Source organism: Micromonospora sp. NPDC047756 (genome assembly GCF_055587245.1).
In genome coordinates, this window is record NZ_JBVJGQ010000004.1 from 403252 (window position 1) to 421018 (window position 17767).

Annotated in this window: 16 protein-coding genes and 1 pseudogene; 8 read left to right on the plus strand and 9 right to left on the minus strand. The window is 71.2% G+C overall.

Going from position 1 to position 17767, the window contains the following annotated elements; translation table 11 throughout:
- Window positions 1–12 precede the first annotated feature (12 nt).
- Complete coding sequence (locus tag ACZ6NZ_RS15035; RefSeq protein ID WP_366610721.1) at window positions 13–600, plus strand: CGNR zinc finger domain-containing protein; 588 nt, start codon at window positions 13–15, stop codon at window positions 598–600.
- A 29-nt stretch (window positions 601–629) separates the two neighbouring features.
- Here the strand turns inward: ACZ6NZ_RS15035 and ACZ6NZ_RS15040 are convergent, their stop codons facing one another.
- Together ACZ6NZ_RS15040 and ACZ6NZ_RS15045 are read right to left on the minus strand one after the other, a co-directional pair.
- On the minus strand, window positions 630–1436 hold the full coding sequence (locus tag ACZ6NZ_RS15040) for a sugar phosphate isomerase/epimerase family protein (RefSeq protein ID WP_465858638.1): 807 nt from the start codon (window positions 1434–1436) through the stop codon (window positions 630–632).
- Window positions 1437–1511: 75 nt separating this feature from the next.
- Window positions 1512–2456, minus strand: coding sequence for a Ppx/GppA phosphatase family protein (locus ACZ6NZ_RS15045; RefSeq protein ID WP_366610725.1), 945 nt, complete (start codon window positions 2454–2456; stop codon window positions 1512–1514).
- 80 nt (window positions 2457–2536) lie between these two features.
- Between ACZ6NZ_RS15045 and ACZ6NZ_RS15050 the strand changes: the two genes are divergently transcribed.
- On the plus strand, window positions 2537–3334 hold the full coding sequence (locus ACZ6NZ_RS15050) for a DUF3109 family protein (RefSeq protein WP_465858873.1): 798 nt from the start codon (window positions 2537–2539) through the stop codon (window positions 3332–3334).
- Window positions 3335–3374: 40 nt separating this feature from the next.
- On the opposite strand, the gene ACZ6NZ_RS15055 is transcribed toward ACZ6NZ_RS15050, so the two are convergent.
- On the minus strand, window positions 3375–3950 hold the full coding sequence (locus ACZ6NZ_RS15055) for a TetR/AcrR family transcriptional regulator (RefSeq protein ID WP_366610726.1): 576 nt from the start codon (window positions 3948–3950) through the stop codon (window positions 3375–3377).
- Between the two features lie 403 nt (window positions 3951–4353).
- Between ACZ6NZ_RS15055 and ACZ6NZ_RS15060 the strand changes: the two genes are divergently transcribed.
- Window positions 4354–5007 (plus strand): NADPH-dependent F420 reductase, encoded by a 654-nt coding sequence (locus ACZ6NZ_RS15060; RefSeq protein WP_465858639.1) that lies wholly within the window; start codon window positions 4354–4356, stop codon window positions 5005–5007.
- 62 nt (window positions 5008–5069) lie between these two features.
- Here the strand turns inward: ACZ6NZ_RS15060 and ACZ6NZ_RS15065 are convergent, their stop codons facing one another.
- Entirely contained in the window at window positions 5070–5753 is a 684-nt protein-coding gene (locus ACZ6NZ_RS15065; RefSeq protein WP_030329696.1) for a response regulator transcription factor, read from the minus strand.
- 24 nt (window positions 5754–5777) lie between these two features.
- Window positions 5778–6956: a sensor histidine kinase gene (locus ACZ6NZ_RS15070; RefSeq protein WP_465858874.1), complete on the minus strand. Its 1179-nt coding sequence runs from the start codon at window positions 6954–6956 to the stop codon at window positions 5778–5780.
- Between the two features lie 253 nt (window positions 6957–7209).
- Between ACZ6NZ_RS15070 and phoU the strand changes: the two genes are divergently transcribed.
- Window positions 7210–7863 (plus strand): phosphate signaling complex protein PhoU, encoded by a 654-nt coding sequence (phoU, locus tag ACZ6NZ_RS15075; protein ID WP_238666950.1) that lies wholly within the window; start codon window positions 7210–7212, stop codon window positions 7861–7863.
- Between the two features lie 78 nt (window positions 7864–7941).
- Here the strand turns inward: phoU and ACZ6NZ_RS15080 are convergent, their stop codons facing one another.
- Window positions 7942–8709 carry a phosphoglyceromutase gene (locus tag ACZ6NZ_RS15080; RefSeq protein WP_357229052.1) on the minus strand — a complete coding sequence of 256 codons (768 nt, stop codon included), beginning with the start codon at window positions 8707–8709 and terminating at the stop codon, window positions 7942–7944.
- A 152-nt stretch (window positions 8710–8861) separates the two neighbouring features.
- On the opposite strand from ACZ6NZ_RS15080, the gene ACZ6NZ_RS15085 reads away from it, so the two are divergent.
- Window positions 8862–10142 carry an MDR family MFS transporter gene (locus ACZ6NZ_RS15085; protein ID WP_465858640.1) on the plus strand — a complete coding sequence of 427 codons (1281 nt, stop codon included), beginning with the start codon at window positions 8862–8864 and terminating at the stop codon, window positions 10140–10142.
- 74 nt (window positions 10143–10216) lie between these two features.
- Complete coding sequence (locus ACZ6NZ_RS15090; RefSeq protein ID WP_465858641.1) at window positions 10217–11512, plus strand: MFS transporter; 1296 nt, start codon at window positions 10217–10219, stop codon at window positions 11510–11512.
- Between the two features lie 365 nt (window positions 11513–11877).
- On the opposite strand, the pseudogene ACZ6NZ_RS15095 reads toward ACZ6NZ_RS15090, so the two are convergent.
- The 3 genes and pseudogenes from ACZ6NZ_RS15095 to mshA form a co-directional block, all read right to left on the minus strand.
- Window positions 11878–12315 (minus strand): annotated as a pseudogene (locus ACZ6NZ_RS15095) (hypothetical protein); the annotation flags it as partial.
- A 1248-nt stretch (window positions 12316–13563) separates the two neighbouring features.
- Entirely contained in the window at window positions 13564–14079 is a 516-nt protein-coding gene (locus ACZ6NZ_RS15100; RefSeq protein WP_465858642.1) for a type III secretion system chaperone family protein, read from the minus strand.
- 57 nt (window positions 14080–14136) lie between these two features.
- Window positions 14137–15501: a D-inositol-3-phosphate glycosyltransferase gene (mshA, locus tag ACZ6NZ_RS15105; protein ID WP_465858643.1), complete on the minus strand. Its 1365-nt coding sequence runs from the start codon at window positions 15499–15501 to the stop codon at window positions 14137–14139.
- A 205-nt stretch (window positions 15502–15706) separates the two neighbouring features.
- Between mshA and ACZ6NZ_RS15110 the strand changes: the two genes are divergently transcribed.
- Both ACZ6NZ_RS15110 and ACZ6NZ_RS15115 read left to right on the plus strand, forming a co-directional pair.
- Complete coding sequence (locus tag ACZ6NZ_RS15110) at window positions 15707–16468, plus strand: SDR family oxidoreductase (RefSeq protein ID WP_465858644.1); 762 nt, start codon at window positions 15707–15709, stop codon at window positions 16466–16468.
- Between the two features lie 124 nt (window positions 16469–16592).
- On the plus strand, window positions 16593–17381 hold the full coding sequence (locus ACZ6NZ_RS15115) for a class I SAM-dependent methyltransferase (protein ID WP_465858645.1): 789 nt from the start codon (window positions 16593–16595) through the stop codon (window positions 17379–17381).
- The last annotated feature ends 386 nt before the right edge of the window (window positions 17382–17767 follow it).

Here is a 17767-nt window from a genome sequence, read left to right on the forward strand (position 1 = left end):
ACCGTTGGGGGTGTGAACTTCGACGCGTACGCCAGGACCGGTGTTGACCTGGTCAACGCCCGCCTGGACGACCTCGACGACCTGCGGGCACTCTTCACCGACGACCACGGCTGGATGCGCGACGAGGTCGCCGACCGGGACGTCGCCATCTTCCGCCGGGCGCAGAAACGGTTGCGCGACGTCTTCGAGTACGGCACCTCGGGCCGGGACGCCCAGGCGGTCACCGAGCTGAACGCGCTGCTCGAGGCGTTCCCGGTGCAGCCGCGCATCTCCGGGCACGACTCCAGCGACTGGCACATGCACGTCACGAGCCGGGGCGCCTCGGTCAGCGCCGAATACCTGGCCGGCGCGGCCTGGGGGCTGTCGGTCTGGCTCTGCGAGTACGGCAGCGCCCGGTTCGGGGTCTGTGCCGACGAGCGGTGCGGCAACGTCTACCTGGACACGTCGTCCAACTGCTGCCGGCGGTTCTGCTCGGAGCGCTGCGCCACCCGCTCGCACGTCGCCGCCCACCGGGCCCGCAAGCGCGCGGCGGTCGGCGAGCAGGTGACTGTCGCCCCGCAGCCGACCTCCGCCACCGACTCCCTCTCACCGGTCAGCTGACCCACACCGCCCGGTCGCGGGCGGACGGGTCAGGCGTCGACAGGTGACGGCGCGGTCAGGTGCTGGCGGGCGAACTCCAGCGCGGCGCGCAGGTCCGCCTCGCGCACCGCACGGCTCTTCGCGCCCCGGGTGGCGACCTCCACGGCCACCCCCCCGGTGAAGCCCCGGCCAGCCAGCGAGGAGAGCAGCTCCCCGCAGGGCTGGGTGCCCCGCCCGGGCACCAGGTGCTCGTCACGGCCCTCGCCGGTGCCGTCACCGAGGTGCACGTGCGCCAGCCCGGCGCCCATCCGGTCGGCCATCTCCAGCGGGTCGCTGTGCGAGGCCGCGCAGTGCGACAGATCCAGGGTGTACGACGGGTAGCCGGCGTCGGTCGGGTCCCAACCGGGCACGTACGGGACGAACTGCCGGCCCGCCATCCGCACCGGGTACATGTTCTCGACGGCGAAGCGCAGCCCGCTGAACCGCTCCGCGACGGTGGCCAGACCCTCGGCGAAGTTACGCGCGTAGTCGCGCTGCCAGCTGAACGGTGGGTGCACCACGACGGTCGGCGCGCCCAGCGTCTCGGCCAGCTCGGCGGCCTTGCGCAGGCGCTCCCACGGGTCCGGGCTCCACACCCGCTGGGTGACCAGCAGGCAGGGCGCGTGCACCGAGAGCACCGGCACGTCGTAGTGCGCGGAGAGGCCGCGCAGCGCGCCCGCGTCCTGGCTGACCACGTCGGTCCAGACCATCACCTCGACGCCGTCGTAGCCGAGCGCCGCGGCCAGTTGGAACGCCGCCGCGGTCGGCTCGGGGAAGACCGACGAGCTGGACAGGAGCACGGGAACGCGGGAAGTCACATCAGCCAGCGTAGCCCGGCAGCGCCGGGGGCATCGTGACGAGCGCCGGCAAACCGACCGAAAACGGCCGCCGGATCAGATCGGCTCCAATTGATCGAGCCGGCGGAGGATGACGCCCTCCCGCAGCGCCCACGGGCAGATGTCCAGCGAGTCCAGATCCAGACGGCGCATCGCCGCCTCGGCGACCACGGCACCGGCCAGCAACTGGTGCGCCCGACCCGCGCTGACCCCTTCCAACTCCATCAACTGCGCCGGTGGGATGTGCCGGATGAAACCGATCACCTGCCGCAGACCGGCCCGGGTGAGGCTGCGTCGCGCCCACAGCCCGGCACCGGACGGAGCGGCCCCGGCGAGTCGGGCCAGCGTGCGGAACGTCTTCGAGGTGGCCACCGTCCGGTCCCAGCCGACCTGGGTGATCTGGTCCACCACCTTGTCCAGCCGGCTGTCCACGTACTCCCGGAGCTTCTCGACGGCCTCCGCCGACGGCGGGGCCGTGCTCGCCGGGTCGACCCGCAGCCGCTCACGGGTCAGCCGGCCGGCGCCGAGCGGCAGGGAGACCGCGACCTCCGGGTCCTCGTCGATGCCGGCGGCGATCTCCAACGAGCCGCCACCGATGTCGAGCACCAGCAGCCGGCCGGCCGACCAGCCGAACCAACGCCGGACGGCCAGGAACGTCGAGCGCGCCTCGTCCGCCCCGGAGAGCACCGCCAGGCGTACGCCGGTCTCGTCCCGAACCCGGGCCAGCACCTCGGCCGCGTTCGTGGCGTCGCGCACCGCGGACGTGGCGAAGGCGATCAGGTCGTCGGCCTCCAGCCCGGCAGCCGCCGCCTTGGCCATGCTCACGGCCTTGACCAGGCCGTCCGCGCCCGCCTCGGTCAGCGCGCCGTCGGGGCCGATCTGCTCGGCCAGCCGGAGCACCACCTTCTCGGAGTGCGCCGGCCATGGGTGCGCGCCGTGGTGCGCGTCCACCACAAGGAGGTGCACCGTGTTGGATCCGACGTCGAGGACACCCAGTCGCATGATGAAGACAGTAGGCGCAACACGTTTGCGCGGCTCGCCGGCCTGCGGACGTCACCGCGCGTACGCTGGGCCGAGTGACGATGGAGCTCCGTGTGCTGGTGGACGACCCGGGTGACCCGCGCAGCCGTGAGGTGCCTCTGGACTTCCCTCGGGAGTGGATCGAGTTCACCGACCCGGCCGACGAGACGCACCTGATCCGGGCCGACCTGACCTGGCTGCTCTCCCGCTGGACCTGCATCTTCGGCAAGGGCTGCCACGGCATCATCGCCGGCCGGTCCGCCGACGGGTGTTGCTCGCACGGCGCGTTCTTCACCGACTCAGACGACGAGAAGCGGGTTCGCAACGCCGTCCGTCGGCTGACCCCGTCGACCTGGCAGCACTTCCGGCGCGGGTTCAAGAACTGGACCGACGAGGACACCATCGACGGCAAGAACCCGGCCCGCCGCACCGCCACCCGGAGCCCCGACGCTCCGTGCGTGTTCCTCAACGACGCCGACTTCGCCGGCGGTGGCGGTTGCGCCCTGCACGCCCAAGCGCTGCGCGACGGGGTGCACCCGTTGGAATACAAGCCGGACGTCTGCTGGCAACTGCCGATCCGCCGCGATCAGGACTGGGTGAAGCGACCGGACGACAGCAAGGTGCTGGTCTCCACCCTGTCCGAGTTCGACCGGCGGGGCTGGGGAGCCGGCGGGCACGACCTGGACTGGTGGTGCACCTCCTCGACGGACGCGCACGTCGGCACCGAGCCGATGTACCTGTCGTACGGGCCGGAGCTGACCGCGCTGATCGGCGTTGCGGCCTACGAGCGGCTGGCTGAGCTGTGCGCGACCAGGACGAGGCAGGGCATGATCGCCCCGCACCCGGCCGACGAACTCTGACGGATCTTGGCAGTGTTCCCGCTACTCCGACGGTCGTCGCTCAGCGCAGGGCGTCGTCGACAAGCGTGCGGGCGCTGCGCTGGGCCGCGTCGGCGATCAGGGGGTCGCCGTCGAGCACACCGGCGACGAGCCCGCCGTCCAGCAGCAGGGTGAGCTGCTGGGCCAGCAGTTCCGGGTCGGCCGCGCCGGCCCGGCGGGCCAGCTCGGTCACCCAGGCACGGACCACGGTTTTGTGCTCGACCGTCCGGGCGTGCACCGGCCCAGCGGCGGACTCGGCCGCGGTGTTGATGAACGCGCAGCCGTGGTAGCCCTCCCGGCGACAGGCGCCGGTCAGCGCGTCGAACATCCCCACCAGTTGGTCGCGTGGCTCGTCGCCGGCATCCCGGGCCGCGGACCGCAACGCGCCGAACCACGCCTGGTCGACCCGATCGAGGTACGCCAGCACGAGGTCGTCCTTGCGCGGGAAGTGCTTGTAGAGCGTCGCCTTGGCCACGCCCGACTCGGCGATCACCGTGTCCACCCCCACGCCGCGTGGCCCGTGGGCGTAGAAGAGCCGGAACGCGGTGTCCAGGATCCGGTCCCTGGCCGAGCCGGCCGGAGTACGGGGCGCGGGCATCGGTGCTCCCTCGTTCTGCTGATGGCAGCCCTGATCCTATAGACGACTTCGTCTACGGGGGCACTGCCTCCGGCTTCGGCGACCTCGCGAGGGCCGCGCGTCTGTGGCACGACGACGTCGCGACGGCCTTCGCGGACGAGGGGCGGGACATGGGTTCGGGGTGCTTTGGAGCTGAATCGCTTGTGACATCAGCGGAAGGCACCGGCCGGCGACGGCGGATGACTCGTTTGTGACATCAGCTCCAAAGGACTGCCAACCGCACGGCTGCCCCTCCGCGGTCCAGAGAGGGCCGACCGCCGCCACCTCTGCGGCTCATCAGAGGGCTGCGGTAGACAGACCTGTCTGTTAGCCTGCCTGCGATCGGCATCAGCCGATTCAATGTCCCGACGGAGGATCGATCGACATGCGCATCGCAGTCCTCGGCACCGGCTCGGTCGGTCGAGCCATCGCCGCCCGCACGGCGGAGCTGGGTCACCAGGTGACCATCGGCACCCGCGACGTCGCGGCCATCCGGGCCGGCGACCACGCCCACTGGGCGGCGCAGCACCCCGAGGTTGGCCTGGCGAGCCTCGCCGAGGCCGCCAGCGGCGCCGAGCTGGTGGTGAACGCCACGAACGGCAACGGCTCGCTCCCGGCACTGGCCGCGGCCGGCGCACCGAACCTGGCCGGCAAGGTTCTGCTCGACATCGCCAACCCGCTCGACTTCGGTGCGGGTTTTCCACCCACCCTGTCGGTGCTCAACACCGACTCCCTCGCCGAACGCATCCAGCGCGAGTTTCCACAGACCAGGGTGGTCAAGTCCCTCAACACGGTGACCGCCGAGCTGATGGTGCACCCGCATCAGCTGGCCGAAGGCGCGCACAGTGTCTTCGTCTCCGGCGACGACGCGGAGGCCAAGCGGATCGTCACCGGGCTGCTGGTCAGCTTCGGCCACACCGACGTAATCGACCTCGGCGACCTCTCCACCGCGCGGGGCACCGAGATGCTGCTGCCGCTCTGGTTGCGCCTCTACGGTCGACTCGACACCGCCACCTTCAACATCAAGGTCGTCCGCTGACCGGGCGGGAACGGACCGGAGGGGGCCTGCGCCGAGCGCAGACCCCCTTTCGGGTACGCCGATCAGGGCTCGAACTTGTAGCCCAGACCCCGCACCGTAACGATGAAGCGCGGCGCGGACGGCTCCGGCTCGATCTTGGAGCGCAGCCGCTTGACGTGCACGTCGAGCGTCTTGGTGTCACCGACGTAGTCCGCGCCCCAGACCCGGTCGATGAGCTGACCGCGGGTGAGCACCCGGCCCGCGTTGCGCAGCAGCAGCTCCAGCAGCTCGAATTCCTTCAGCGGCAGCTGCACGGCCCCGCCGTCGACTGTCACCACGTGCCGCTCGATGTCCATCCGCACCGGGCCGGCGGCAAGCGTCGGCGCACCCGCCTCGGCCACCTCCGGGCTCTGCCGGCGCAGCACCGCCCGGATCCGGGCGACAAGTTCCCGCGGAGAGTACGGCTTCGTGACGTAGTCGTCGGCGCCGATCTCCAGCCCGACCACCTTGTCGATCTCGCTGTCCCGAGCGGTGACCATGATGATCGGCACGGCGGAGCGCTGCCGCAACTGCCGGCAGACCTCGGTGCCCGACATCTCGGGCAACATCAGGTCGAGCAGCACGATGTCGGCGCCGGTCCGGTCGAACTCGGTGAGGGCGTCGGTGCCGGTCGCGGCGACCGAAACCTCAAAGCCCTCCTTACGGAGCATGTACGACAAGGCGTCGGAGAACGACTCCTCGTCCTCGACCACGAGAACGCGGCTCAACGGGGATTTCCTTTCCATCTGCTGTCAGACCTGCCGTAGCCCAGTCGGACCGGACTCGATCCCAACCGGCGGCAGTGTCGCCAGTAGGTCATCCGGTGGACTGGCGGGCAGCCGGAGGGTGAACGTCGACCCACCACCAAGAGTGCTCGACACCTCGACCCGTCCGCCATGGTTGCTCGCAATGTGTTTCACGATTGCCAGGCCGAGCCCGGTGCCGCCGGTGGCACGCGAGCGGGCCTGGTCGGCCCGGTAGAACCGCTCGAAGATCCGGTCGACGTCGGTGGGGGCGATACCGATGCCCTGGTCGGCGACGGCGACCTCGACGTGTTCGTCGTCGCCCCGCAGGGTCACCCGCACCGTGGTGTCCTCGCCGGAGTAGTTGATGGCGTTCTCCACCAGGTTCGCCACCGCCGTGGCGAGTTGGGAGTCGCTGCCGTACGCGGTCAGGCCCCGTTGCCCGTCCACAGTCACCGCGACACCCCGGGCGGAGGCCGTGGTGCGGGTGCGGTCGACCACCTCGGCGATCACCCAGTCCAGCGCGACCGGTTCCGGTGGCGGCTGCGGCTCAGCTCCCTGCAACCGGGTCAGCTCCAGCAACTCCTGCACCAGCCGACCCAGCCGGGTCGACTCGTGCTGGATCCGCTCGGCGAACCGGCGGGCGGCCACCAGGTCCTCGGAGAGGTCGGGCGTCGCCGCGTCGGCCGGCTCGGTGGCGTCCAGCAACGCCTCGGCGAGCAGTTGCAGGGCACCGATCGGGGTCTTCAGCTCGTGACTCACGTTCGCCACGAAGTCGCGTCGTACCCGGGTCAGCCGGTGCGACTCGGTCACGTCGACCGCCTCGACCGCGATGAACCCGTTGCCGAGACCCATTGCCCGCAGGTGCACGCCGAGCGGGTTCTCCCCCGCGCTGTCGCGACCTCGGGGCAGGTCCAGCTCGATCTCGCGTCGCACGCCGGTGCGTCGCACCTGACCGGCGAGGGTACGGATCAGCGGGTGCGCGACGATGGAGCCCGGTGTGCTGCCGGTACGCAGCAGCCCCATCGCGCGGGCGGCCGGGTTGATCAGAACGGGAATGTCGTCGTTGTCCAGAACCACGACGCCGGCCCGGAGTGAGTCGATCGTCCGACGACCGAGCCCGGCCTGCTGCTCGTCGACTATCGCGGGCCTCCCCATGATCCGGGGCAGCAGGAAACCGGCGGCCATCCCGGCCACCAATGCCACGGCCACCACGACCGCCACTGCCCACTCCACCCGGCGATCGTAGGGTCATTGTTAACCTGGCTACCACACAGAACGGGACGAACTACCCTCACTTACGGAAGTGTTCACCCCCACGTCTGGCGTCGTTCACCGTGGTTCATCCGGGATCCGTCCACGCGCCCTACCGTTGGCTTCGCACCTGCTCAACCCCCCTGCGCCGGCACCCGTCGGCGGCGACCGACCACAGGACGTGATGATGCGCGACGAGTTCCGGGCCGACCTCCAGATCGTCAGCCAACTGCTGGTGGACATGGCGGAGGGCGTCCGCGCCGCCATGCGCCAGGCCACCCGGGCCCTGCTCACCGCCGACCGGCAGGCCGCCGAGACGGTCATCGAGCGGGACGCCGAGATCGACGACCTCTACCGGCACGTCGAGGAGCGGGTCTGTGACCTGCTCGCCCGACAGGCGCCGGTCGCCTCCGACCTCCGGGCGATGATCACCGCGCTGCACGTGGCCGCGGATCTGGAACGGATGGGCGACCTCGCCGAGCACGTGGCGAAGACCGCGCTGCGCCGGCACCCCTCCCCCGCCGTCCCGGCCGAGCTGCGGACGGTCTTCACCGAGATGTCCGAGATCGCCGACCGGATGGCCGTCAAGATCGGTTCGGTGCTGGCGAAGCCCGACGCCGACCTCGCCGGCGAGCTGGACCGCGACGACGACGCCATGGATGAGCTGCACAAGAACCTGTTCGCCGTGCTGCTCGGCGACGACTGGCCGTACGGGGTGGAGACGGCGATCGACGCCACCCTGCTGGGCCGCTTCTACGAGCGCTTCGCCGACCACGCGGTGAACGCCGGCGAGCACGTGATCTACCTGATCACCGGCGAGAGCGCGCCCAGCGGTAACTGACCGGCAGGCAGAGGGCCCCTCACCATCGCTCTCCGCGATGACGAGGGGCCCTTTCTGATGGCTCCAGCTTCCGGTGGCTCAGCGCCCCTGGTTGGCCACCGCCGCGGCGGCTGCCTTCGCGGCGGTCGGGTCGAGGTAGGTGCCGCCCAGGGTGAGCGGACGCAGCTGCGGGTCGAGGTCGTAGCGCAGCGGGATGCCGGTCGGGATGTTCAGCTTGGCGATCGCCTCGTCGGAGATCTGGTCGAGGTGCTTGACCAGGGCGCGCAGCGAGTTGCCGTGCGCGGCCACCAGCACCGTCCGGCCGGCCAGGATGTCCGGCACGATCGAGTCGTACCAGTAGGGCAGCATCCGGTCGACGACGTCCTTGAGGCACTCGGTGCGCGGCATCAGCTCGGTCGGCAGCAGCGCGTAGCGCGGGTCGCCCACCTGCGACCACTCGTCGTTGTCGTCGATGGGGGGCGGTGGCGTGTCGTACGACCGGCGCCAGAGCATGAACTGCTCCTCGCCGTACTCGTCGAGGGTCTGCTTCTTGTCCTTGCCCTGCAGGGCGCCGTAGTGCCGCTCGTTGAGCCGCCACGACCGGCGCACGGCGATCCAGTGCCGGTCGGCGGCGTTGAGCGCCAGCTCGGCGGTGCGGATCGCCCGGCGCATCAGGCTGGTGTGCACGACGTCCGGCAGCAGGCTGTGCTCGCGCAGCAGCTCGCCGCCGCGCCGCGCCTCGCCCTCGCCCTTCGCGGTCAGGTCGACGTCCACCCAGCCGGTGAAGAGGTTCTTGGCATTCCAGTCGCTCTCACCGTGTCGCAGCAGGACCAGCGTCCCGACGGTGGGCCCTTCGCTCGCAGTCATGCGGATCATCCTGCCTCAACCGCCCGGCGGACACGCGGGCAGTCGTCGTGACGACCACCACGTGAAAAAGCTGATGACCAGCCGATCCGGCCGCCACTAGGGTCGTAAGGCACGCCAGTCAGATCGGTCATTACTTGCAAGCGGGGCGCCATATGCGGACGATGCGGAGTTGGTTCCGGGACACCACCGGCGGCTTACCGACCACTTTCTGGTACCTGTGGTCGGGCACCCTGATCAACCGACTCGGCTCGTTCGTCCTCGTCTTCCTCGCCATCTATCTGACCCAGGAACGTGGCTTCTCGGCCTCGCAGGCCGGCCTGGTGATCGGCCTCTGGGGTGTCGGCGGGGCGTTCGGCACCACCGCCGGCGGCACCCTCGCCGACCGGTGGGGTCGCCGCCCGACGCTGCTCACCGCCCATGTGGGCGCGGCGGCCATGATGCTCGGGCTCGGACTGGCCCGGGATCTCTGGGCGGTGGCGCTGGGCGCGCTGCTGCTCGGCATGTTCGCCGAGGCGGCCCGGCCCGCGTTCGGGGCGATGATGATCGACGTGGTGCCGGCAAAGGACCGGCTGCGCGCCTTCTCGCTCAACTACTGGGCGATCAACCTCGGTTTCGCCTGCGCCGCCGTCCTCGCCGGCCTCGCCGCCCAGGCCGACTACCTGCTGCTGTTCGTGGTCGACGCCGCCACCATGCTGATCACCGCGTTGATCATCTTCAGCAAGGTGCCGGAGACCCGGCAGGCCGGCCCCGTCACCGCCGTGACGGCAGCGGCGGCTCCGCGCGGCGCCCTGCGCACGATCCTCACCGACCGGGTCTACCTCGGCTTCGTGGCACTCAACCTGTTCGCCGCGCTGGTGTTCCTCCAGCACATCTCGATGCTGCCGATCGCGATGGGCGACGACGGCCTGAGCCCCGCCACCTACGGCTCGGTGATCGCGCTCAACGGCATTCTCATCGTGGTCGGCCAGCTCTTCGTGCCCCGACTGATCCGAGGTCGGAGCCGCTCACACGTGCTCGCGCTGGCGTCAGTGGTGACGGGGGTCGGGTTCGGACTGACCGCGTTCGCCGGCACCCCCTGGTTCTACGGGCTGACCGTGCTGATCTGGACGGTCGGCGAGATGCTGAACTCGCCATCCAACTCCACGCTGATCGCCGAGTTGTCCCCGGCCGAGCTGCGCGGGCGCTACCAGGGTGTGTTCTCCCTCTCCTGGCAGATCGCCGGGGCCAGCGCGCCGATCCTCGGTGGCCTGGTGCGCGAGCACGCCGGAAACGACACCCTCTGGTACGGCTGCGCCGCGCTCGGCCTGCTGACCGCGGTGGCCCACCTGGTCTCCGGGCCGGCCCGGGAGCGGCGTGCGGCGGCGCTGCGCCGCTCCGGCGAGGCGCTGGCACCGACCACCGTCTCCCGTTCCGCACAGCCCGCCGAGGCGTAACGACTGGCGCGGCGGTGCCGGAGTTCCTACTGTGCAGGGGAAATAGTTAACAACCTGAACTGTCGGGAGGCCGGGTGCACGCCCTGCGGCGCTGGTGGCACGACACCGCAGGCGGGCTACCCGCCACCTTCTGGTACCTCTGGGCCGGCCTGCTGATCAACCGGGCCGGCGCGTTCGCCATGCTCTTCCTCTCGCTCTACCTCACCGACGTACGCGGCGCGAGCGAGGCGCTGGCCGGCACCGTGGTCGGCGCGTACGGGGCCGGCGGGGCGGCCGGCGTACTCCTCGGCGGGGTGCTCGCCGACCGGTGGGGCCGCCGGGCGACCCTGCTCGCCGCACACCTGGCCACCGTCGGCCTGATGGTGGCGCTGGCGTTCACCCGACCCCTGCTGCTGATCGCGGTGCTCTCCGCGCTGATCGGCGTGGTCCACTCGATGCCCAGCCCGGCGTTCGTGGCGGCGATCGTCGACGTGGTGCCCGCCGAACGCCGCTCGCGCGCGTTCAACCTCCAGTTCTGGGCGTTCAACCTGGGCATGGCGGTCGCCTCGCTGCTCGCCGGGGTGCTGGCCGAGGCGAGCTTCACCGCGCTCTTCCTGGTCGACGCGGGCGCCACGCTGACCGCCGCCGCCGTGATCGGCTGGAAGGTGCCCGAAACCCTGCGCCTCGCCCGGCCAGCAGCCGACCCCGCGCCCACCACCAGCGCGGCACCGAAATCCGTCCGGGCCCGACGGCCTGGACTGCACACCGCGCTCACCGACCGCACCTTCCTGGCCTTCGTCGGGCTGACCTTCGTGCTGGCCGTACTCACCATGCAGACGTCGACGATCATGCCGCTGGCCATGCGCGCGGACGGCCTGGGCCCATCGGCGTACGGGCTGGTGGTGGCGCTCGGCGGCACGCTGATCGTGGTCGGGCAGTTGTTCGTGCCCCGACTGATCGACCGGCACCGCAAGGACGTCGTACTGGCCGCCTCCACGGCGCTGCTCGCACTCGGCTTCGGGGCGCTCGCCGTCGCCGACGAACTGGCCATCTACCTGGGTGCCGCTGTGATCTGGACGGTCGGCTCGATGCTGGCCGCCCCGCCCAACGCGCAGATCAACGCGGACCTGGCGCCCCCGCTGCTACGCGCCCGCTACCAGTCGGTCTTCTACCTGACGTTCCCGGCCGCGGCGTTCGTCGCACCCACCCTCGGCGGGGTCAGCCTCCAGCACCTCGGCGACCGGCACTGGCTGATCGTGGGCGGGCTGGGTCTGCTGGCCGCGCTCGGACACCTGCTGGCCGGACCACCCCGGGAACGACACGTCGCCGCGCTGCGCCGGGCAGTCGACCCGGAGCCGACAACCGACGCGGACCGCGTACCGATCGGATGACCGACGCAAAACGCCCACCACGTCCCTGAGGTCGTGGTGGGCGCTCGCCGGCGGGGCCGGCGGCGGCGGGCAACACTCACCCCCGTAAGCATCGCCCGCTCACGCCGCCGGTCCAAACAGGTGGGAACCGTCCCCCAACGGTTGTTCCACCCGTCCCCTCGCGCCTCGTCTGGTGCGCGGATCTGATCGATCCGCCGCTCCCCCGAACGTTTCCAAACGTGGCGCGGTGCAATAAAGCTAGTTCGCCCGGATTCTGGATTCAACCCAGATCGGCTGTCTCGCCGGTCACAACTGGCGAGTATCCGCTGCTCCAGCCTCGTCCGTTGGCAACAGCCGGGTACCCGTCGGCCATTCCCATAAACACCTCAACCGTCTTCCCGATCGGGTGACTCGGTCCGGAAGAAGCTGCTCTGGCGGCCGTCCCGCAACTGCTCCTGATAAATCAGGTTCAGCCGCCGCAGGTCAAACGTGTAGAACCACTCATCCCAGGTGATCTCGCGAATCCGGCTGCTTTCCCGGTATCCGGGAATGTTGAAGGTCAACACACCCGCCCGGCCATCCCGCTCGGTGCCGGCGATGGTCGCCGGTTTGGCCCCGCGGTCCCGGGCCCACCGCTGGATCACCTCGTGGTTCGCCGTGATCAAACTCCGTCCCGGCCGCTCCGGCCGGTCCGTGATCGACGAGATCACCTGCGAACTGCGGACCGACCGCCCCGTACCCCGTCCGGTCCGGATCCCGCCCGCCGCCGTCCCGCCACCGGTCGACGGCGTCAACGTACGCTTCGCCGCCGCGCTCTTGGCTGATGTGGCGCGCTTCGCTGTCGTGCGCTTCGCCGCCGTGCTCTTGGCCGGTGCCGTGCGCTTCGCTGTCGTGCGCTTCGCCGCCGCGCTCGTGGCCGATGCGGTGCGCTTGGCCGCCGTGCTCTTGGCCGGAGTGGCGCGCTTCGCCGCCGGCCGCGCCGGTGCCTTCTTCGCCGGCGCCTTCCGGGCGGGCGCCGTACGCGCCGTCGCCGCCTTGCTCTTCCGCGCCGCGGCGGTCTTCCGGGCGGCGGTAGTCCTGCTCGCCGCAGTAGTTCTGCTCGCGGCCGTGGTCTTACGGGCCGCGCTCTTGCTGGCGGCCGTGGTCTTGCTCGCGGCCGTGGTCTTGCTCGCGGCCGTGGTCTTGCTCGCGGCCGTGGTCTTGCGGGCTGGCGTCGACGACGCCGCTGTGGTCCTCTTCGCGGGGGTCGCCTTCTTCGCAGGCGCCCTCTTCGCCGCCGCCGTCGACTTCCGCCCGGCCGTCGCCTTCGCGGCGGCGGCCCGCTTCGCAGGCGCGCTCTTGTTCGCGGGCGCGGCCTTCGCGCGGCCCGACGCCGGCCTGGCCGCCGACTTCCTGGTGGCGGCGGCCCGCCCTGCCGACGCCCGGGTGCCGGCGGCCCGACCCGACGGGCCCGTGCTGCTCCGACCCGCGCCGGCCCGCATCGACCGCACCAACTGTTTCACCAGCTCCGGCTTGCGCAGAGCGGAGATCCCGGAGACTCCGCGTTTACGCAGCTGCCCACGGATGTCGTCCACCCGCATCCGGGAAATCTCCGACTCGGAGACTCCGGGCGTACCCGGCGTCTGATTGCCGGCCTGTCGCTTGGTCCTGGTCGCAGTCGCGCCGCGACCTGAGCTGTTCCGCTGAGCCATGGGACGCTCCGCTCCTTGGCACTCCGTCATCGGCGCGCGGGGGTCCCTTGCCGCACCGCGCGGAGCGGCATACCCGTCAGGAGCACTCCGAACCACCGCCAACTCGCCGGAACGCCCCGCCCGCGCCGATCTTGCGTTTTCGGTCGAGGAAAAGCGAGGAATGCCCTCTACGCCGGGACAGCAAGTGCAAGATCGCGGCTGCGTCTGATCGATCATGGAGTTGTGGTGCCTGGTTTGGTGTGACGCACGTGCTTTGTCACCCACCACAACTCCATGATCGACTGGTGCGGGTGGGTGCGCGGGGCGGGGCGGGAGGGCGGGGCCGGGCGGGGCCGGGGGGCCGGGGGGCCGGGGGCCGGGGGTCGGGGCGGGGGCGGGTGGTCAGGTTGGGTTGCAGGTGGTGGCGGAGGGTTCGAAGAGGTGGGCGAAGGCGGCCAGGTTGGCTGTCGACTCGCCCCGCTTCACCCGCCACTCGTACTCACGCCGGATCGAACTGCCGAAGCCGATCTCCAGCATCGTGTCGAACGACTCGTCGGCGTACGTGAGCACCGCGCCAAACAGTCGGTCCAACTCGTCGGCGTCCACGCCGGCCGGGTTGACCCGACCGGTCAGGTACACGTCGCCGACCGCGTCGGTGGAGAAGGAGACGCCGTACATCCGGGCGTTGCGCTGCAACAGCCAGGCCCACAGCTCCTCACGGCGCTCGTCCGGCTGGCGCATCACGAACGCCTCGATCCGCAGCGCGTGCTCGCCGACGATCAGGTTGCAGATCGTCTTGAGTTTGTGGGTGCCCGGCAGCGTCACCGCGTACGAGCCGGGGCCGGTCGACTCCCACGCCAGGTCCCGCTCGGCGCAGACCGACTCGATCAGGGTCTCAAGATCGCTCTTCGGGCTCACCGGACCCACTCTACGACCGACCCGGCTCACGCACCGGGTGACAACCGGGCCCCCGGGTCACCAGGAGCAGGAAAGCGCCGGGTCACCCGCCAGGTCGGCCGCGAGCCGGGCGCGGTGCCCGGCGATCGCCTCGCCGTAGACCCCGAGCAGCCCGGCGACCGTACGCTCCCAGGAGAAGTGCCGGGCGTGCTGCTCGGCACCTCGCCCCAGCACCGACCGCAGCGGCCGGTTCGGCAGCAGGCTTCCCATCGCACGGGCCCAGTCGACCGGATCATGACCGTCGATCAGTACGCCACTGACCTGGTCGCGCACGGCGGTGACCAACCCTCCGACGGCGGCGGCCAACACCGGCGTACCGCAGGCCTGCGCCTCCAGGGCGACCAACCCGAACGACTCGTTGTGCGACGGCACCGCGACCAGGTCCGCCGCCCGGTACAGGGCCGGAAGGTCGTCCCCGGTGAGCGGCGGCAGGAACCGCACCCCGTCGCTGACACCGAGCTTGGCGGCCAACTCGATCAGGGCGGTCGGCCGGTCCAGCCCACTGCCGCTGGGCCCGCCGCAGATCACCACCGTCACCTGATCGGCCAGCGCCGGGTCGCGCTCCCGCAGCGCGGCGATCGCACGGATCAGCACGTCGGGGGCCTTGAGCGGCTGGATCCGACCGACGAAGGCAACCACGTACCCGTCGACTGGAAGCCCCAGCCGGCGGCGGGCCTGGCGGGCCGCCGCGGACCTGTCACCCGGCGCGGGCCGGAACCGGGCCAGGTCGACACCCGGCTGTACGACGGACACCCGGGTCGGATCGGCGTCGTACCGGTCGAGCAGGTCGGCGGCCTCGACCCGGGTGTTGGCGACCAGCCGGTCCGCCTCGGCGACGACCTGTTCCTCGCCGATGACCCGGGCCTTGGGCTCCGGCCGGTCCCCGGCCGCGAGCTGGGCGTTCTTGACCTTCGCGAGGGTGTGCGCGGTGTGTACCAGCGGCACTCCCCAGCGCTCCTTGGCCAGCCAACCGACCTGACCGGAGAGCCAGTAGTGGGAGTGGATCAGGTCGTAGTGGCCGGGCGGACGGGACGCCTCGGCACGCAGCACCCCAGCGGTGAAGGCGCAGAGCTGACCGGGCAGCTCCTCCTTGGTGAGGCCCTCCAGGGGGCCGGAGGTGATGTGTCGAACCTGCACTCCGGGTGCCATCTCGACCACCGGAGGGAGATCACCGGAGGTGGCCCGGGTGAAGATCTCCACCTCCACGTTGGCCTCAGCGAGACGCCGGGCGACTTCGAGGATGTAGACGTTCATCCCCCCTGCATCACCCGTGCCGGGCTGGTGCAGGGGGGAGGTGTGTACCGACAGCGTCGCGATGCGGCGGGGCCGGGGCCACGGTTGGGCACCTCGCTGACGCCCGACACCGGTGTGCATTTCCGCCACATCCGCTCCTTCTTCACGGTTGATGCCGTCTCGCACGACCGGCGCTTCTCGGTCAACCTGTACGCCGGATGTCATCTTCCCCATCGGGCTTCGGAAATTCCCCGGCGCGGCCCCTCGGCGTGACGGACCTCATCACCGAACACGCGCCCATGACTGCCGCACGCCCGGTCGAGGCGGGTCGTACGCCCGGGGTGACAATGTCGGGATGACCTCAGTCGCCATCGTCACCGGAGCGTCCAGCGGGATCGGCGCGGCCACCGCCCGCCGGCTCGCCGCCGAGGGCTTCCACGTGCTCGCCGCTGCCCGTCGCGCCGAACGGCTCACCGACCTGGTCGCCGACATCACCGCCGCCGGCGGTCAGGCCACCGCCGTGACCTGCGACGTCACCTCGGACGAGTCGGTGGCCCGGCTGGCCGAGGCCGCCGCCCAGGCATCCGGGCCGGTCACCCTGCTGGTCAACAACGCCGGCGGAGCGCGCGGGCTGGACCCGGTGGAATCCGGCTCGATCGCCGACTGGCAGTGGATGTACGACGTGAACGTGCTCGGCACCCTACGGGTCACCCAGGCGCTGCTGCCGGCGCTGGAAGCCTCCGGCTCCGGCACCATCGTGGTGGTCTCCTCCACCGCCGGCCTGACCGTGTACGAGGGCGGGGGCGGCTACACCGCCGCGAAGCACGCGCAGACCGCCATCGCCGGCACGCTCCGCCTGGAGCTGTGTGGCCGGCCGCTGCGGGTCGTCGAGATCGACCCGGGCATGGTGAAGACCGACGAGTTCGGGCTGATCCGCTTCGAAGGCGACGCGGAACGGGCCGCCGCCGTCTACGCCGGAGTGCCGGGGCCGCTGGTCGCCGAGGACGTCGCCGACTGCATCGCCTGGTGCGCCACCCGTCCCGAGCACGTCAACATCGACCGACTGGTGGTCCGGCCCCGGGCACAGGCCGCCCAGCACAAGGTGCACCGGATCTAGCAGTGCTGCGCGAGGGTGAGCCGGGGTTGCGAGGGGTGAGCCGGGTTCGGGAGACCGGTCCGGTGCAGATCGACGTGCCGCAGGAGCCTCGCTGTCGCGAACGGAGACTGGCCTTGAGGTCGACATGAGCCCTGCGGCACGACGCCGACCGGTCGGCGTGGTCACGCGCGGCACGACGAACCCGAACCGGCTCCGTCGGGTCGACAACTGGATCGTCGCCACCTGCGCCGACCGGCTGGTGACGGCGGACGACCCCCTGGTGGTCGACCTCGGCTACGGTGCCACCCCGGTCACCGCTGTGGAGTTGCGCGCTCGACTGGCGGCCGGAGTCCGCCCGGACGTACGGCTGGTCGGATTGGAGATCGACGCGGCCCGGGTGGCAGCCGCGGCACCGGCCGCCGACCCACCCGGGCTGACGTTCGCCCGGGGTGGGTTCGAGTTGGCCGGGCTCCGGCCGGTGCTGGTCCGCGCGTTCAACGTGCTGCGACAGTACGACGAGAGCGAGGTCGCCGAAGCCTGGCAGACGATGACCGCCGCGCTCGCCCCCGGCGGAGCGCTCGTCGAGGGCACCTGTGACGAGTTGGGGCGACTCGCCAGCTGGCTCCTGATCGACGCCGACGGCCCGCGGACGCTGACCCTGGCCGCGAAGCTCACCACACTGGGCAGCCCTGCCGACCTGGCCGAGCGGCTCCCCAAGGCGCTGATCCACCGCAACGTTCCCGGTGAGCCGGTGCACGCGCTGATCCGGGCCCTGGACGACGCCTGGCAGACGGCCGCCCCGTACGCCACCTTCGGCCCCCGGCAACGGTGGCTGCGCGCGGTGACCCGCCTCCGCGAAACCGGCTGGCCCATCCTCGACAACCCCACCCGCTGGCGCCAAGGCGAACTAACCCTCCCCTGGCTTCTCCCCTAACCCCCCTCCCAGCCCCGCCCCTGCTCGCCCCGCTCGCCTACCCTCGCCCCCGCCCGCCCCGCCCGCCCCGCTCGCCCCCGCCCCGCCCCGCCCCGCCTCGCCTCGCCCCGCCCTGTCGATCATGGAGTTGTGGTGGGTGCTTTAACCCCTCACAAGGCAATTGCCCCCCACCACAACTCCTTGATCGACGCGGTCAGGCTGTCGGGCGATAGGGCTGCACGAGGTTCGTGTGGCGATAGCAGGGCGCACGCACGCCGATCTTGCACTTTCTGTCGACGATTCGTCCCCTTAAAACCCCTATGTCTCAGCAGAAACTGCAAGATCGACGGCCGGGGCCGGGGCCGGGGCTGGGGCCGGCTCAGCCAGGGCCGGGAGAGGGCTGAGCC

Bases quoted from the DNA above. Each gene is read 5' to 3' on its own strand.
- ACZ6NZ_RS15055 (WP_366610726.1), bottom strand. From the start codon at position 3,950: ATGCCCGCGCCCCGTACTCCGGCCGGCTCGGCCAGGGACCGGATCCTG.
- ACZ6NZ_RS15110 (WP_465858644.1), top strand. From the start codon at position 15,707: ATGACCTCAGTCGCCATCGTCACCGGAGCGTCCAGCGGGATCGGCGCG.
- ACZ6NZ_RS15080 (WP_357229052.1), bottom strand. From the start codon at position 8,709: ATGACTGCGAGCGAAGGGCCCACCGTCGGGACGCTGGTCCTGCTGCGA.
- ACZ6NZ_RS15070 (WP_465858874.1), bottom strand. From the start codon at position 6,956: ATGGCCGCCGGTTTCCTGCTGCCCCGGATCATGGGGAGGCCCGCGATA.
- ACZ6NZ_RS15050 (WP_465858873.1), top strand. From the start codon at position 2,537: ATGGAGCTCCGTGTGCTGGTGGACGACCCGGGTGACCCGCGCAGCCGT.
- ACZ6NZ_RS15085 (WP_465858640.1), top strand. From the start codon at position 8,862: ATGCGGACGATGCGGAGTTGGTTCCGGGACACCACCGGCGGCTTACCG.
- phoU (WP_238666950.1), top strand. From the start codon at position 7,210: ATGCGCGACGAGTTCCGGGCCGACCTCCAGATCGTCAGCCAACTGCTG.
- ACZ6NZ_RS15045 (WP_366610725.1), bottom strand. From the start codon at position 2,456: ATGCGACTGGGTGTCCTCGACGTCGGATCCAACACGGTGCACCTCCTT.
- ACZ6NZ_RS15060 (WP_465858639.1), top strand. From the start codon at position 4,354: ATGCGCATCGCAGTCCTCGGCACCGGCTCGGTCGGTCGAGCCATCGCC.
- ACZ6NZ_RS15115 (WP_465858645.1), top strand. From the start codon at position 16,593: ATGAGCCCTGCGGCACGACGCCGACCGGTCGGCGTGGTCACGCGCGGC.